At 75.8% G+C, this 15,282-nt stretch carries 11 protein-coding genes; 4 read left to right on the top strand and 7 right to left on the bottom strand.

Going from position 1 to position 15,282, the window contains the following annotated elements:
• Positions 1–32 precede the first annotated feature (32 nt).
• Positions 33–281: a WhiB family transcriptional regulator gene (locus AC4H2H_RS09305; RefSeq protein WP_021481972.1), complete on the bottom strand. Its 249-nt coding sequence runs from the start codon at positions 279–281 to the stop codon at positions 33–35.
• A 240-nt stretch (positions 282–521) separates the two neighbouring features.
• Here AC4H2H_RS09305 and AC4H2H_RS09300 point away from each other — a divergent pair, with 240 nt between their 5' ends.
• Positions 522–983, top strand: coding sequence for a hypothetical protein (locus tag AC4H2H_RS09300; RefSeq protein ID WP_494370526.1), 462 nt, complete (start codon positions 522–524; stop codon positions 981–983).
• A gap of 16 nt (positions 984–999) precedes the next feature.
• On the opposite strand, the gene AC4H2H_RS09295 is transcribed toward AC4H2H_RS09300, so the two are convergent.
• The 3 genes from AC4H2H_RS09295 to AC4H2H_RS09285 all read right to left on the bottom strand — a co-directional run bounded on the left by AC4H2H_RS09295 (position 1,000) and on the right by AC4H2H_RS09285 (position 8,733).
• Positions 1,000–5,205 carry an FtsK/SpoIIIE domain-containing protein gene (locus AC4H2H_RS09295; protein ID WP_494370525.1) on the bottom strand — a complete coding sequence of 1,402 codons (4,206 nt, stop codon included), beginning with the start codon at positions 5,203–5,205 and terminating at the stop codon, positions 1,000–1,002.
• Between the two features lie 121 nt (positions 5,206–5,326).
• The gene (locus AC4H2H_RS09290) at positions 5,327–7,885 is read right to left on the bottom strand and encodes an ABC transporter permease (RefSeq protein WP_494370524.1); all 2,559 of its coding nucleotides are present in this window, start codon (positions 7,883–7,885) and stop codon (positions 5,327–5,329) included.
• On the bottom strand, positions 7,885–8,733 hold the full coding sequence (locus tag AC4H2H_RS09285; RefSeq protein ID WP_494370523.1) for an ABC transporter ATP-binding protein: 849 nt from the start codon (positions 8,731–8,733) through the stop codon (positions 7,885–7,887). Before AC4H2H_RS09285 ends, AC4H2H_RS09290 begins: the two co-directional genes overlap by 1 nt.
• 414 nt (positions 8,734–9,147) lie before the next feature.
• On the opposite strand from AC4H2H_RS09285, the gene AC4H2H_RS09280 reads away from it, so the two are divergent.
• Positions 9,148–10,095, top strand: a complete 948-nt coding sequence (locus tag AC4H2H_RS09280) for a hypothetical protein (RefSeq protein WP_494370522.1) — start codon at positions 9,148–9,150, stop codon at positions 10,093–10,095.
• Between the two features lie 149 nt (positions 10,096–10,244).
• Here the strand turns inward: AC4H2H_RS09280 and AC4H2H_RS09275 are convergent, their stop codons facing one another.
• Positions 10,245–10,961, bottom strand: a complete 717-nt coding sequence (locus AC4H2H_RS09275; RefSeq protein ID WP_494370521.1) for a response regulator — start codon at positions 10,959–10,961, stop codon at positions 10,245–10,247.
• Positions 10,962–11,004: 43 nt separating this feature from the next.
• Complete coding sequence (locus AC4H2H_RS09270) at positions 11,005–12,525, bottom strand: sensor histidine kinase (RefSeq protein WP_494370520.1); 1,521 nt, start codon at positions 12,523–12,525, stop codon at positions 11,005–11,007.
• A gap of 105 nt (positions 12,526–12,630) precedes the next feature.
• On the opposite strand from AC4H2H_RS09270, the gene AC4H2H_RS09265 reads away from it, so the two are divergent.
• Together AC4H2H_RS09265 and AC4H2H_RS09260 are read left to right on the top strand one after the other, a co-directional pair.
• Positions 12,631–13,314, top strand: coding sequence for a response regulator transcription factor (locus AC4H2H_RS09265; RefSeq protein WP_494370519.1), 684 nt, complete (start codon positions 12,631–12,633; stop codon positions 13,312–13,314).
• Positions 13,315–13,355: 41 nt separating this feature from the next.
• A complete protein-coding gene (locus AC4H2H_RS09260) occupies positions 13,356–14,687 on the top strand; it encodes a sensor histidine kinase (RefSeq protein ID WP_494370518.1) in 1,332 nt (443 codons plus the stop codon).
• An 18-nt stretch (positions 14,688–14,705) separates the two neighbouring features.
• On the opposite strand, the gene AC4H2H_RS09255 is transcribed toward AC4H2H_RS09260, so the two are convergent.
• The gene (locus AC4H2H_RS09255; protein WP_494370517.1) at positions 14,706–15,245 is read right to left on the bottom strand and encodes a GtrA family protein; all 540 of its coding nucleotides are present in this window, start codon (positions 15,243–15,245) and stop codon (positions 14,706–14,708) included.
• Positions 15,246–15,282: the final 37 nt, after the last annotated feature.

The raw sequence follows: 15,282 nt of genomic DNA, 5'->3' as shown, positions 1-15,282 counted from the left end.
GTGGGCGCCCGTGGGTGCCGCGGGTCGAGCGGTCAGCCGGCCCGGCGCGCGCGGGCCGTGCGGCGCTTGAGCGCGCGACGCTCGTCCTCGGAGAGGCCGCCCCAGACACCGGCGTCCTGTCCGGACTCGATGGCCCACTTGAGGCACGTGTCCACGACGTCGCACCGACGGCAGACGGCCTTCGCCTCCTCGATCTGCAGGAGCGCGGGGCCCGTGTTGCCGATGGGGAAGAACAGCTCGGGGTCTTCGTCCAGGCACGCTGCGCGGTGGCGCCAGTCCATGTTCGTCATCTCCTAGGCATGAGAGGAGCCTGGTCTCGAGAGGATGAGTCTCCGTGACGCGGCGCCGCAGAACGGGGGCCGACCGTGACCAGGCTGGAGCGGGGGTAATTGATGCTTGAACCAGGTTCACACCTCGTGAAGCCCAGCACAAGGGGTTACGAGGAAGTTTCCTCCAGATGAATCGTGAGGTGTTCGTCACAAGGGTGTGAACCCGCAGGTCGGCGCGTACGCTGGGGGATCGTGCCCCCCGCAGAGCCGTCCGGAGCGCCCTCCGGAACCCCGTCCGAGCCCACACCCGGGACCTCCGGCGCGTCCCCGCGCCCGACCGCCCTCACGGCCCTCCTGATCGGGGTCGGGCTCGAGGTCGTCGCGCTCGTGGCGGGAGCCGTCGTGATCCTCGCCGAGCTCGTGTCCGGGGGGTCGCAGTCGCTCGGTGTGAGCCTCTTCCTCGTCGTGTTCGCGCTCGGCGTCGCCGCGATCCTCGTGGCGAGCCTGCGCGGCCTGGTGCGAGGGCAGCGTTGGTCGCGCTCGCCCGTCGCGACGTGGCAGGTGCTCCAGGGGGTCGTGGCGATCAGCTCGCTCCAGGTCGGCGTGACGCCGTGGGTGGTGGTGGGCCTGGTCCTCGCCGTCGTGGTCCTCGTCCTGCTCATGCTGCGTCCCGTGGTCGAGGCGACGACGCGCGACTCCCGCTCGCCGGGCTGACGCGCGCTCAGGGGGCTCACCCGGCGGTGACCTGCACGGGCGCGATCCGCCCACCCTGGACGACGACGCCTCGTCCCGGCCGTGGCCGGCCCGGGTCCGTGAGCCACCCGAGGCCGTGCCCGAACACCTCGGAGCTGCCGCGCTCTCCCGGTGCCAGGACGACTCCCGCCCGCGCCCCGCGCAGGTCGGCGAGCGGTCCGCGCAGCGCCATCGCCGCCGCCGCGGTCGTCGCGGCGGCGAGGAGGACCAGCCCGTCGCGGCACAGCGCGCCCAGCCGGTCGGACTCGAGCACGCACAGCTGGCCGAGCAGGTCGAGGTCGTCCACGACGACGACGTCCGTCCGGTCGGGTCGGTCCGGGCCCTCGGTCCGGTGCGCGGGCCCGGCCGGGGGCGCCCCCGGCCGCGCCGCGAGCGCCTCGAGGAACGCCCCGACCTCGACGGGCGAGTGCCGGGTGACGATGCTGACGCCCGGACCGGCCAGCGCGACGAGCGCGTCGTCCCGGGCCACGACGCCGCGCAGCACGCCCGCCGCGGCGGCGTGGCGGGCGAGCACGGTGAGCGCGTTCGTCCGTCCGCTGCCCGGCGGCCCGGCGACGAGCGCTCCCCGCGACACGTCGAGCGTCAGGATCCCGGCGTGGTCCCCGCCGCGGCCGACGGCGACCAACAGGCCAGGGGACCGTGCGGCCCGGCCGTCGTCCGGGTCCGGCGCGTCCGCGTCGACGCGGTCGGGCAGGCGGACGAGCCGGACCGGGAAGCGGCCGTGCCCCGCACCGCTCTCCGCGTCTCGCGCGTCCGCTCTCGGCACACCCGGCGGCAGCCTCTCGGCGAGCGCGACCTGGCACACGACCGGTTCGTCGGGGCCGAGCCACACCGCGCGACCGGCGGGGCCGCCCTGCCCGGCGAGCGCCGTCGGTACCCCGAGCGACACGTCGTCGTGACGGTCGCGCGACGTCAGCACCGCGCGCACCCCCACCAGCGAGGCCAGCCCGGCGACCGTCGGGCCGCTGCCCGCGACCGCGAACGCGGCACCGGAGTCGGCGAGCGCGTCGGCCAGCAGGTCCGCGCCGGCGCCTCCCGCGAGCGCGGCGAGCGCGCCGCGCACGGCCTCGACGTCGTCCACGACGACGAGCGTCCGGGGCCCGGTCCCGAGGCCGTCGGGTCGCTCCTGACCGTCGTCGTGCCCCGCCAGGAGGCGCAGGAGGCGTGCGAGGCGACGAGGGTCCGCGCGATCGACCACGGTTCCCGTGCCGGGGTGCGCGGCGAGACCGGCGAGCCCGGGACCGACGGCGTGCACGGTCCAGCCCCGCGCGAGGGCGGCGTGCGCGACCGTGCGCAGCGCCGTCGTGCGCCCCGAGCGTGCGCGGCCGAGGACGGCGAGGTGCCCGTCGCGGGGGTCCCAGCGCACGACGACGCGGCGCTGGTCCGCGGGCACGTCGCCGAGGGCGACGGGCAGGGCCGAGCCGTCGTCGGTGTCCGGGAGGTCGTCCGGTGAGACCTGTGTGGGCAGCGCCGGCAGCCACGGTGGCGCGAGGCGCGGCAGCCCCGACCGCTCGGCGACCTCGCGGGCGGCGGCCACGACCCGCGCGAGGGCGTCGCCCGTCCGGTCGGGGCGGGGCGGCGCGTCGGCAGCGCGGGGCGCGCTGCCCCACGCGGGGGCGAGACGGACGCCCGCCGCGCGGTCCGGGGCGGGCGCCGAGGCCCGCGCACACTGCAGCGCGACAGGCGGCTCGGCGCCGCGGCGCAGGACGAGCCGGCCGGGCGTCGAGGCCGGGACGAGGGCGGCGTGCGGGGACTCGACGACGTCGCGCGAGTCCGCGACGTCGACGACCCGCAGCGCGAGCCGCAGGGTGATGTTGGCGCGCACGTCGGCGCTCACGGCGCCGGTCGGCCGCTGTGTCGCGAGGACGAGGTGGACTCCGAGCGACCGGCCCTGCGCGGCGATCCGCAGCAGGCCCGGGAGGAATTCGGGCAGGTCGTCCGCGAGCGCGCGGAACTCGTCGACCACGACGACGAGGCGCGGCAGCCGACCTGCGGGGAGGTCGACCACGCTCGCCGCGCCGAGACCGGCGAGGACGCGCTCGCGCCGGTGCAGCTCGGCGCGCAGCCCGGCGAGCGCGCGCCCGGCGAGGCCCGGGTCGAGGTCGGTCACCTGGCCGACGACGTGCGGCAGGTCGCCGCACGCGCCGAAGCTCGCCCCGCCCTTGAAGTCGACGAGCGCGAACGTGAGCTCGGTGGGTGACCGGCCGAGCGCGAGCCCCGTCACGAGGGTCTGCAGGAGCTCGGACTTCCCGGCGCCGGTGGTGCCCGCGACGAGCACGTGCGGCCCGTCGGCGACGAGGTCGACGGTGACGGTCGTGCCGTCGGCGCCGACGCCGAGCGGGCAGCGCAGCGCACGACCGTCGCGGCGTGCGGCGTCGCCCCAGCGCGCGGCCACCCAGTCGGCGACGTCCTCGTCGGGGGTTCCGAGCAGCGCGCCGAGCGACACGTCGGCGGGCAGCGTCGGCGTGGTCGGGTCCGCCGGGTCCGGGTCGGTCCGGGCGCGTCCACCCAGGCGACCGAGGTGCGCGGCCGCTGCCAGGTGACGCGCGAGCCCGTCCGCCCACACGGTGCTCACGCCGACGTGCGGGCGCGACGTGCGCACGCCGTCCGCGCCCGTGAGCACCGCCGTCGGGCCCGAGACGTCGAGCACCGTGCGGCACCACGCCGGCACACGGGCCCGGTCGTCGGTCACGAGGACGAGGCGCGTCCCGGCCGGGCCGAGCCGCTCCCACGCGCCCGCCAGCTCGCCGGGCGCCGTCTCGCCGTCGACGACGAGCACGTCCGCGTCGGCACGTGCCGGTTCCTCGGCGCCGATCCGCTGCACGGTCCCGGAACCGGGGAGCCAGCGGCACCACGACCACTCCGCCGCAGCGGACGGGGCGTGGCGGACCGTGACCGTCGCGCCCTCGACGAGCAGCTCCGCGAGCACCGCGCGGGCCGCGCCGAGGGCCGCCGGACGCGGTCCGACGACGGCCACGCACCCGTCCGGGAGCGGCACCCCGACCGGTGCGGCGTCGTCGACGAGCGCCGACGCGCCCGCTCGCGGTCCCGAGCGCGGGTCCGCCTGCGCCCGGCGCGGGGCCGGAGCGCGATGCGCCACCGTCGCCCAGGTGAGGACGTCGACGGGCCGCGGGTGCAGCGGGTCCGCGGGTGCGTCGCCCGCCTCGCCGGCCGTCGCGCCGCCCGCTCCGCCGGGATCGCCGGTGTCGACGCCGGAGGCGGTGCTGCCCCTCCTGCCCCCGGAGCGCTCCGCGGACCGCCGGGCCGCGCGCCGCCGTCGCGCCTCGACGAGCGCGGGGACGAGCAGGGCGAGCGGCCCCGTGAGCGCGAGCAGCGCGTACAAGGGCTGACGGAACGTCACGGCGAGCGCGAGCGACGCGACCGCGGGCATGAGCGCCGTCGTGACCTGGGTCGTCCACGACCGGCCGGGATCGTCCGCCGCGGTGGTACGCGCCGGGCCGGCGTGGTGCTGCGGGCGCGGGGCGTGCTCGAGCGCCGGACGCGGACGCAGCACGTACGCCGCGTCCGGGGTGACGAGGGTGCGCCCGGGGCGCCACCGGACCGGGCGCCACGACGCGACGCGGCGTCCGCGCCGCCCCGCGACCCGGGCGCCCTCCTCGCGCACGCGCCGGGTGCCGCGCGGGGCACGGACCAGGAACCTCGACCCACGACGGGTGCGGACCCGGCGGACGTCGAGGTCGTCGACGGCGATCCGGCCGTGCGCCCTCGACCCTGACCACGCCGTGCGCGACGTCGGGGCGCGTGGGTCGTCCGCACCCGGCACCGGGACGAGCCTCCCGGCGTCGGGTCCGGAGACGACCGCGACGTGCCACGGGGCGGCGAGCACGTCGGCGCCGGGTCGGCGGCGGCCGGGCGAGGCCGCCGCGATCGTCGCGCCGGGAAGGATCGGCCGGGTGCCGCACCGGTGGTCGTCGTCGACCGGGACACCGTCGACGAGGAGCGGGACGGTGAGGAGCTCCGGCCGGCACGCGAGCTCCGCGAGCGCCGCGCGCACGTCGCCGAGGCGCGTGCCGGCGTCGAGCAGGACGTCGGTGCCCGGATGGAGCGTCACGCGCACGGCCCCGCGCACGGCCCCGGGCACGGCCCCGGGCGCGGGGAGGACGGGCGCGGGGAGGACGGGTCCGGCGAGGACGGGGGCGGGGGACGACGGCGCGGGCGGCACGCGGCGATCCTGCCCGACGGCGGACGTCGGGCGCACGAGACGACGGCGCCCCTGTGGACAACGTCGTGTCCACAGGGGCGCCGTCACGCGTCCGGCGGTCTCCCGCCTGGCGTCGTTCGTCTCAGTCGACGGCCAGCGCCTCGACCGGGGACGTGCGCGCCGCCGTCCGGCCCGGGACGACCGACGCTACGAGCCCCGCGACGAGCGCGACGACCAGCACGAGCGCCACGTCCCGCCAGGGCACCGCGAGCGAGACGTCGCCCATGATGCTCAGCGCCGTCGCAGCGCCGGCCCACCCGTACAGCACGCCGAGCACGATGCCGAGGACCGCGCCCACGCCCGCGATGAGCATGCCCTCGATCGCGAGCATCCACCGCAGCTGCGACCGGCTGAGGCCGATCGCGCGCAGCGTCGCCGACTCGCGGCGCCGCTCGATCACCGACAGCGACAGCGTGTTCGCCACGCCGATCAGCGCGATGACCACCGCGACCGCCAGGAGGCCCACGATCACGCCGAGGATCGTGTCGATGACGCTCTGCATCGCCGCGCGCTCGACCGCGATGCCGGCCACCTCGACGGGCGTGTCCGACTCGACGATCGCGTCCTGGATGGCCGGGACGACCTGCGTGGCGTCGCCCGTGTCGTCGAGCCCGACCCACAGCCGGGACACGGCGGCCCCGGGCGCGAGCGTCCGGGTGTCGTCCACGGCGAGGAGCCAGCCGTCGCCGATGGCACCGACGTGCGCGGTGACCTCGATCGTCGCGCCGTCCGGCCCCGTGAGCTCGAGGGTCTCTCCCTCGGCGACGCCCCAGCTCTCGGCGTCGAGCTCGGGCACCATGACCGTGCCCGTCGTGAACGGCTCCAGGATCTCCGGCGAGCGCACGACGTCGCGCGCCTGGTCGGGGTCGACGCCGTGCGCCGTGATCTCGGCGCCGTCGGGCAGCGTCACGGGCACGGCGGAGAGCTCCACGACACGTGCCACGCCCTCCGTCCCCGACACGGCGCGCACGACGTCCCCGGGCACTGCGTCGCCCGTCGACCCGAAGGTGTCCGTCGCGACGAGGACGTCGACCGGGTACTGGTCGTCGAGCGCGGAGTCGAGGCTCGTGCGGGCGCTCGCGGCACCGGTCGACATCATCGCGACGAGCGTGACGCCGATGAGCAGCGCGGTGCTCGTCGCGGTGGTGCGGCGCGGGTTGCGCAGGGTGTTCGCGGTCGCGAGCCGCGCCGTCGAGCCCGAGCCTGCGAGCAGGCGCCCGACCAGCGCGACCACCGCCGGCAGCCAGAAGACCGCGCCGACCAGGACGCCCACGAAGGACAGGCCACCGCCCGCGACCCCGGCGAGGAGCCCGACCTCCGGGCTCCCGTTCGCGCCCAGGAGGATGCCGCCGGCGAGCAGCGCCACGCCGCCCACGGTGAGCAGGGTCGCGAGCACGAGGCGGACGCGACCGCCGCCGCGCGCGACGCTCGGCGCGTCCGCGGGGCGCAGGGCCTCGAGCGGCGCGACCCGGGTCGCGGCGCGCGCCGGGGCGAGCGACGCGACGACGGTGACGAGCGTGCCGACGAGCAGCGGCACCGCGACGACCGCGGGCGTCACGGTGATGGTCGCCGGGACCGGCACGCCGAGGTCGGCGCCCCGGGCGACGAGGAGCGCGAGCTGCGTGAGGAGACCGCCGAGGAGGACGCCGCCGACGGACGCCGTGACGCCGAGGATGGTCGCCTCGGAGAGTACCGACCGCGAGAGCTGGCTCTTGCTCGCTCCCACGGCGCGCAGCAGGGCGAGCGTGCGCGTGCGCTGGGCGACCAGGACCTGGAACGTGTTCGCGATGACGAGCGCGGCGACGAGGAGCGCGACCGCGGCGAAGCCCAGGATGACGTACGTGAAGACGTCCTGGCCGCCGGTCATCCTCTGGGCCTGTGCCTGGGCGTGCTCGTCCGGGGTCACCGCCTGCGCCTCGTCCGGCGACACGGCGACGAGCTCCGTGCGTGCCGTCTCGAGGTCGGTGCCCGGCGCGAGCCCGACCATCGCCGCCGAGTACGTGCTGCCGGGGTCGTCCGGCGTCGCCTGCGCGGCCTCCCAGGCGGCGACGTCCTCGGCCGTCACGACGACGGCCCCGCCCATCTGGGCGTAGGCGCCGTACGGGTCGTCGGTCGTGCCGACGACCGTCAGCTCGTCGCGGACCTCCTCGTACGCGCCGCCGTCGGGTGCGGAGTCGTCCCACACGTTGCGCGAGCTCGTCACCGTGTCGCCGGTCCCGACGCCGAGCCGCTCGGCCACGGCCGTCGGGAGGGAGACCTGCCCGGGTGCCGACGGCATCGCGCCCTCGACGACCTCGAGCGCCTCGAAACGTGGGTCGGACGGCGCGGGGATGCCCATCTGGAACACGCGCTTCGCGCCGTGCGAGAGGTCGAGGTAGGTGAACTGGACCGCGTCGACCGCGTCGACGCCCGGGACCTCGCGCAGGGCGTCGACGTCGGTGGCCGTGAGCTCGTCCGGGGCGGACACGACGAGGTCCGCGTCCGCGAACTGCGCGGCGATCGAGTCGTTGGTGGTCTGGGTGATGACGTTGCCCGCGATGAGCGTCGCCGTGACGAACGCCGTCCCGATGACGATCGCGACGCCGGCCGCGACGAGGCGGCCGATGCTGCGGCGCATCTGCGCCAGGGTGAGACGGAGCATCAGGCGCGCACCTGCCCGGACGCCGCACCCGCGGCCGACGCGGTGTCGTCCGCGCCCGGCGTCTCGAGCGTGCGCAGCGCGTCGAGGCCGGCGAGCACCGACTCGGGCGTCGGGTCGGCGATGTCGCCCGCGATGCGACCGTCGGCGATGAGCACGACGCGGTCCGCGTACGCGGCGGCCGTCGGGTCGTGCGTGACCATGATGATCGTGCGGCCCAGCTCCCGGACGGAGCGGCGCAGGAAGCTCAGCACCTCGGCGCCCGAGCGCGAGTCGAGGTTGCCCGTGGGCTCGTCCGCGAAGACGACCTCCGGCCCGGCGATGAGGGCGCGCGCGATCGCGACGCGCTGCTGCTGGCCGCCCGACAGCTCGCTCGGCCGGTGGGTCAGGCGCGCCTCGAGCCCGAGGGTGTTCACGAGCGTGTCGAACCATGCACGGTCGACGGTGCCGCCCGCGAGCTCGACGGGCAGCGTGATGTTCTGCTCCGCGGTGAACATGGGCAGCAGGTTGAAGGACTGGAACACGAAGCCCACGCGGTCGCGGCGGAGCTGCGTGAGGGCGTTGTCGTCCAGCCCCGTGACCTCGGTCTCGCCGATGAAGGCGTGCCCGCTCGTCGCGGTGTCCAGACCGGCGAGCAGGTGCATGAGCGTCGACTTCCCCGAGCCCGACGGCCCCATGATCGCGGTGAAGTGCCCGCGCTCGAAGTCGACGTCCACGCCGTCCAGGGCGTGCACCGCGGCCTCGCCCTTGCCGTAGGTCTTGCGCAGCGAGCGGGCCCGCACCGCGGGCGGTCCGGCGGGGGTGCCGCCGTCGGGCGCTGGGTCGGTGGGTCGGTACACGGTCGTGTCCACGTCATCTCCGGTTCGTCATCGGTTCGTCATCGGGAGTCGTGCGGCGCGCTTCGGTGGGCCGGGGCGTGCCGAGGGATCATGGACGACGCTACGGAGCGACACGGCCCCGCCGCGTCCGGCGACGGTCGGGTCCTGTGCGCCGAGCGGGTCATCCCGTGGTCGTAGCCGCCCCGCGCCCCGGGCTGACGTGTCAGCACCCCACGGACCCCGAGGCCCCTGGGCCGCTGACAGCTCTCACGGGTCCAGAGTTGTCAGCATCCGACGAGTCCTCAGGTCCGTGGAGTGCTGACAACTGCTCCGGGACGACGGCGACGCACGGGTTCTCGCCGTCCACAGGACCGACCCCGGGTGGTCACGTCCACAGCACGGGACCCGCCGATCGACCCCGCGGTCGGCTCCCGGCACCCTCGGCGCATGACCGGACGGGCAGACTTCCTGGACGCGGTGGTCGGGCTGCGGACCCAGGCCACGAGGCAGCACGGTGTCGTCGCGCGCCGCCAGCTCACGCTTCTCGGTGTGACGAGCGACGCCGTCGACAACCAGGTGCGAGCACGCCGCTGGGCTCGGGTGAGCCGGGACGTGCTCGTGCTCCACCGCGGTCCGCTCACCCGGTCCGCCCGGTGCTGGGTCGCTGTGCTCGGCGCGCCACCGCACGCGGCGATCGGGGCGTGGACCGCGCTCGAGCTGCACGGGCTGGAGGGCTGGTCCAGGGACCCTGTGCACCTCGTCATCGCGAGGGGGGAGCGCGCCGCCCGGCACCCGTGGCTGGTCGTGCACGAGTCGCGGCGGGCGGCGACGGACGACGTCGGCGCGCTCGTCGGGCTGCCGGTCCACTGTGTCGAGCGAGCGGCGGTCGACGCCGCGGCGTGGCAGCCGTCGTGGCGGACGGCGGCGGGTCTCGTCTCGGCGGTCGTGCAGCAACGCCTGACGACCCCGGAGCGTCTGCTCGAGAAGCTCGACGAGGTGGGCGCCGTGCGGCATCGAAGGACGCTGCAGCACGCCCTCGTCGACATCGTCGGCGGAGCCGACTCGCTCGCCGAGATCGACTTCGTCCGCCTGTGCCGGGCGGCCGGCCTGCCGGAACCCGTACGTCAGGCACGACGGCGCGACGCGCGAGGGCGGTGGCGCTTCCTCGACGTCGAGTGGCGCCTGCCGAACGGGCGGCGGCTCGTCGTCGAGATCGACGGCGTGGGACACCTGGAGAGCAGGCGGTGGTACGACGACTTGCTGCGCGACGCCGAGCTCGGCGCCGACTCACGGACGGTCCGGCTCCGGCTCCCCGCGATGGCGGCGCGGCAGGACCCGGAGCGTGTGCTCGCGATCGTCCGGCGTCACCTCGCGGAACTGGCGCTCGCGGCCTGACTCCCGCGTCCGCCGTCGGGCAACGTCGGGAGCTGTCAGCGCTGGACTGACGTGGAGCCCCGTGGAGTGCTGACAACTCTCGGCCGCGCAGAGCTGTCAGCACTGAGCGGATGCTGGGAGCCGTCGCGCGCTGACAACTTTCGGTGGCCCTAGGAACCCGGGCGGACCAGGCCCGTCTCGTACGCCGTGACGACGGCCTGGACGCGGTCGCGCGCGCCCAGCTTGGCGAGGATGCGCCCGACGTGGGTCTTGACCGTCGCCTCCGCGACGAACAGGTCGCTGCCGATCTCCGTGTTGGACCGGCCGCGCGCCATGAGCACGAGCACCTCGCGCTCGCGCTCGGTCAGGGCCGCGACCGCGGCGTGGGCGGGGGAGTCCGCGACCTGTTCCGGCGGCAGCGCCGTGACGAGGTGCTCGAGCAGGCGCCGCGTCGACGACGGCGCGATGACGGCGTCACCCCGGTGCACGGTGCGGATCGCCGCGAGCATCTCCTCGGGCGGCGCGTCCTTGAGGAGGAAGCCGCTCGCGCCCGAGCGGATCGCCTCGAGCACGTACTCGTCGAGGTCGAACGTCGTCAGGACGATGACCTTCGGTACGTGCCCGCCGTCCGTCGCCGCGGCCGTGAGGCGCGCCGTCGTCTGCAGGCCGTCCAGGTGTGGCATCCGCACGTCCATGAGCACGACGTCCACCGGGTGGTCGGCGAGGAGACGCAGGGCCTGGAGCCCGTCGCCCGCCTCGACCGTGACCGTGAGGTCGGGCTGGGAGTCGATCACCATGCGGAAGCCGGCGCGGACGAGCTGCTGGTCGTCGACGAGCGCGACGCGCACCGGGGCGTCGGGTGCGGGCAGGGGCAGGGCGTCGGTCATGGTGTCCCGTCGGTCGAGCGGTCGTGGTGCGGGTGGTGCGCGGTCAGGCCGGTGGTGGCGGCGGCGTGGTCCCGGGTGCCCGGCCCGGCCCCATCCTGCCCGACGGCGCGGTCGGCCTGGGCGGGTACGGGCCGCCCGGCCACGTGCCCGGCCCGGGCGGGCGCGCCGGCAGGGGCGCGGTCGGTGCGACGACGGCGGGCGCGGTCCGCACGGGCGGCACGGGGAGACGCAGGTGCACGCGGAACCCGCCGCCCGCGCGCGGCCCGACCTGGACCGTGCCCCCGAACAGCGCGGCGCGCTCCCGCATGCCGAGGACGCCGTAGCCCGACGGACGGGAGTCGGGCCGGGAGTCGGGTGCCGCGGCCGCGCCGCGCCCGTCGTCCTCGACCTCGAGGTCCAGCGTCGTGGCGCCCCACCGCACCGAGACGGTCACCGCCGGGCCGGGGCCGGCGTGCTTGAGCACGTTCGTCAGCGCCTCCTGGCACACGCGGTACACCGTCAGCCCGACGCCGGGAGGCAGTGCTCGTGGCTGCCCGACACGCACGAAGGACACGCGCATGCCGCTGTCGCGCACCTGTGCGACGAGCGACTCGAGGTCGGCCGTGTCGGGCTGCGGGGCGCGCTCGAGCACCTCCGGGGCGCCGCTCGGCACGGTCGTCGGCTGGTGCGTGCGCCGGGGGTCGAGGGACGTCGTGCCGGTACCGGGCGGCTGGGTGGCAGCGGGTCGAGCCGGTCCGTCGACGCCGGTGGGCGGCACCTGACGCGGGGGCTCGGAGCGCAGCACGCCGAGCAGCCGGCGCATGTCCGCGAGCGCCGCGCGGCCGGTCTCGGAGACCGTCGACAGCGCGCGCGTCGCGGCGTCCGGGTCGGCGGTCGCCGCGTACCGGCCGCCGTCGGCCTGCGCGATGATGACCGACAGGGAGTGCGCGACGATGTCGTGCATCTCGCGCGCGATGCGAGCCCGCTCGGCGGCGGTCGCGATCTGCGCCTGCTGGTCGCGCTCGATCTCGAGGCGCTCCGCCCGGTCGACGAGCGCGGAGATCGTCTCGCGCCGGGACCGCCGGACGAGCCCGAACGCCCAGGCGGCGAGGAACGTCATGCCGCCGAACGCGGACGTGAAGAAGACGCTGACGGCGAGGTCCGCGAGCCGCCCCGAGAGCAGCCCGAGCGCGATGCCCAGCACGACGGCCCCGACGAGCGAGGACGCGATGGCGGTGCGGTGCGCCCACCGGGGCCCGTAGACGGTCACGGAGTACAGGGCGAGCAGCACGGCGAAGTCGGCGGGGAAGATGACGAGATAGCCGGCGAGCAGGTGCGCAAGAGCGACGGCGTACACCGCGACGGCGGACGCGACGGGTCGCGCGCGTCGCCACGGCAGCGGCGCGAGGACCAGCGCCGCCCAGAACGCCGCCCACCCCGAGCTGGTCGCGACGCCGCCCGCCCCGGCGGAGGAGAAGGCCGCCGACGCGGGCACGAACACGACGGCGAGCACGAGCGTCACGGTGAGGTCCACACCGAACCGGTGCTGGTCGGACCACTGCCCGAGCCGCTCGTACCATCCCATGCGCTCCAGCCTAGGCAGAGGGCGCCCGCGGGGCGTCCGACCACGGTCGCAGAGTCGGCGCGACACGATAGGACCGAAGTCGTAGTGATGCCCTAGCATGAGCGAATGACCCACGTACTGCTAGCGGAGGACGACCCGGCGATTGCCGAACCTTTGGCCCGCGCACTGACACGTGAGGGTTACAACGTCGTCGTCCAAGGAACTGGTCAAGGAGCGATCGACTCCGCGAGCGGGGCCGACATCGTGGTGCTCGATCTGGGCCTACCGGACATGGACGGGCTCGACGTGGCGCGCGAGATCCGTCACAAGGGTCTCACCACACCGGTCCTCGTGCTCACCGCCCGGGCCGACGAGGTCGACCTCGTCGTGGGTCTCGACGCGGGCGCCGACGACTACGTCACCAAGCCCTTCCGCCTCGCCGAGCTGCTCGCGCGTGTGCGGGCGCTGCTGCGCCGCTCGCACGGCGAGCAGGGCGACGAGGAGGAGTTGGCCGCGCAGGACGTCCGCATCGACGTCTCGGCGCACCGCGCGTTCCAGGGCGAGCGCGAGCTGCACCTGACCACCAAGGAGTTCGAGCTGCTGCGCGTGCTCGTCGCGAGCGCCGGGTCCGTGGTCGTGCGCGACGCGCTCATGCGCGACGTGTGGGGCTCGGAGCCGGTGGGGTCGACGAAGACCCTCGACATGCACGTGTCGTGGCTGCGCCGCAAGCTCGGCGACGACGCCAACGCGCCGCGCTACATCTCCACGGTCCGAGGGCTGGGCTTCCGGTTCGAGACCGGCGAGGGCTGACCGGCACCGTCGGGTCCAGGGCACGGGGAGCGAGGAGCAGCGTGCGGCGTCGGATGCTGCAGGCCACGGTGGCGGCGGTGGCCGTCGCCGTCATCCTGCTCGGCTTCCCGCTCGCCTTCTACGGCGCCCAGTTCGTGCTCCGGGGTGAGGTCGACGACGTGCAGTCGCGCGTCGACCGCCTGTCGCGCAGCATCGACGCGCGGATCGAGGCGGGGGACGAGATCCCCGACTACGTCATCGAGGACGCCGTGCAGCCCCGGGCGAGCGACCCGGCCGCGCACGTGTACGTGCAGCTGCCTGACGGGAGCACCCTCTCGGCGGGCGACGAGATCTCCGGGCGGGAGATCCGGAGCGCCACCCACTCGGAGTCCGGCGCGGTCGTCGTGCTCGAGGTGTCGTACTGGGACGCCTACCTGCGTGCCTCGCAGGTCGTGGTGCTCGTCGTGGCCGCCTCGGTGGTGGCGTTCGGCGCCGGGATCGCCATGGCGGTGTGGCAGGCGAACCGCATCTCGGCGCCGCTCGTGTACCTCGCCGCGTCGGCCGAACAGCTCGGGTCGGGCCAGGTGCGCCCGCGCCTCGAGCCGTCCGGGGTCGAGGAGATCGATCTCGTCGCGGCCGAGCTCGCGCGCAGCTCCGACCGTCTCGCGGGGCGGCTCGCGGCCGAGCGCCAGTTCGCGTCGGACGCGTCGCACCAGCTCCGCACGCCGCTGACCGCGCTGAGCATGCGCCTGGAGGAGATCTCCATGGCCTCGGACGACCCGGCGGTGCAGGAGGAGGCGAGGATCTCGCTCGAGCAGGTCGAGCGTCTCGTCGGGGTCGTCGACGACCTCCTCGCGTCCTCGCGGCGCGCGCACGGCGGGACGACGGAGGCGGTGAACCTCCTCGAGGTCGTGCACCAGCAGGAGGAGGAGTGGGTCCCGACGTTCGCGAAGGCGGGTCGGCAGCTGGTCGTCGACGTGCCCGCCGAGTACCAGGTCCTCGCCACCCCCGGGGCTCTCGCCCAGGTGCTCGCGACGCTCATCGAGAACTCGCTCAAGCACGGCGGCGGGACGACGACGGTCCGCGCGCGGCCGTCGGGCACGAGCGGGGCGATCGTCACGGAGGTGTCCGACGAGGGCGCGGGCGTGCCGGACGACCTCGCCCCCCGCATCTTCGAGCGCGAGGTGACGTCCGGGGCGGGTACCGGGCTGGGGCTGGCGCTCGCCCGTGATCTCGCCGCGTCCGACGGCGGCCGGCTCGAGCTCGCGCAGCGGCGCCCCGCGGTCTTCGCGCTCTTCCTCGCGGGCGTCCCGCGACGGCTCGACCCGCGTGTGGTCCTGCCCACGGGCGTCGCGGTCTCGGCGCGCGGGCGCCGTCGCCGGCGCAGGGGCTGAGCCTCGGCTCTCCCGCGCTCAGCGGGTGGAGAGGCCCTCGGCCGGACGGGCGTCGTCGTCGGCCGCCGGGCCGCCCGTGAACACGAGGTGCCGGTAGGCGAGGTAGCGGAACGCCGTGCCGAGGACGAGGCCCACGACGTTGGCGGAGACGTTCTTCGCGAGGGGAGACGTGAGCCCGAGCGCGTACGTGGAGATCGCGAGGCACCCGACCGCGATGAGCATCCCGCCGACGTTGACGACGACGAAGGTCGCGAGCTCACGGCCCCGGGTCTGCGTGCGCCGAGCCGAGAAGGTCCAGTAGCGGTTGCCGACCCAGGCCACGAGGGTCGCGACCGCGACCGAGACGATCTTCGCCGTGAGCGGCTTGTGGCCCAGCAGCTCGCCGGGGCCGAAGCTCAGGAGGTTGAAGAGACCCAGGTCCACGACGTACGCGAGCGCACCCACCGACCCGAACTTGGCGAGCTCGCGCACGCGCGCGACGACCCGGTCGCGACGTGCTCGCGCGGGCGCACCGGTGGTCGCTGTCGCGTCCGCCCGCCGGTCGAGGTCGCTCGTCATCCGACGAGGCTACCGGCTGCACCTGGACGAGCCCTGT

Source organism: Cellulosimicrobium sp. BMG9.22, assembly GCF_059159975.1.
Note: the sequence above shows the minus strand (reverse complement) of the source record. Positions and strands in the feature narration are given on the sequence as shown.

What these genes read in the sequence shown, in the direction of transcription:
- AC4H2H_RS09305 (WP_021481972.1), bottom strand. Translation starts at nt 281, where the DNA reads ATGGACTGGCGCCACCGCGCAGCGTGCCTGGACGAAGACCCCGAGCTG.
- AC4H2H_RS09290 (WP_494370524.1), bottom strand. Translation starts at nt 7,885, where the DNA reads ATGCTCCGTCTCACCCTGGCGCAGATGCGCCGCAGCATCGGCCGCCTC.
- AC4H2H_RS09280 (WP_494370522.1), top strand. Translation starts at nt 9,148, where the DNA reads ATGACCGGACGGGCAGACTTCCTGGACGCGGTGGTCGGGCTGCGGACC.
- AC4H2H_RS09275 (WP_494370521.1), bottom strand. Translation starts at nt 10,961, where the DNA reads ATGACCGACGCCCTGCCCCTGCCCGCACCCGACGCCCCGGTGCGCGTC.
- AC4H2H_RS09270 (WP_494370520.1), bottom strand. Translation starts at nt 12,525, where the DNA reads ATGGGATGGTACGAGCGGCTCGGGCAGTGGTCCGACCAGCACCGGTTC.
- AC4H2H_RS09265 (WP_494370519.1), top strand. Translation starts at nt 12,631, where the DNA reads ATGACCCACGTACTGCTAGCGGAGGACGACCCGGCGATTGCCGAACCT.
- AC4H2H_RS09255 (WP_494370517.1), bottom strand. Translation starts at nt 15,245, where the DNA reads ATGACGAGCGACCTCGACCGGCGGGCGGACGCGACAGCGACCACCGGT.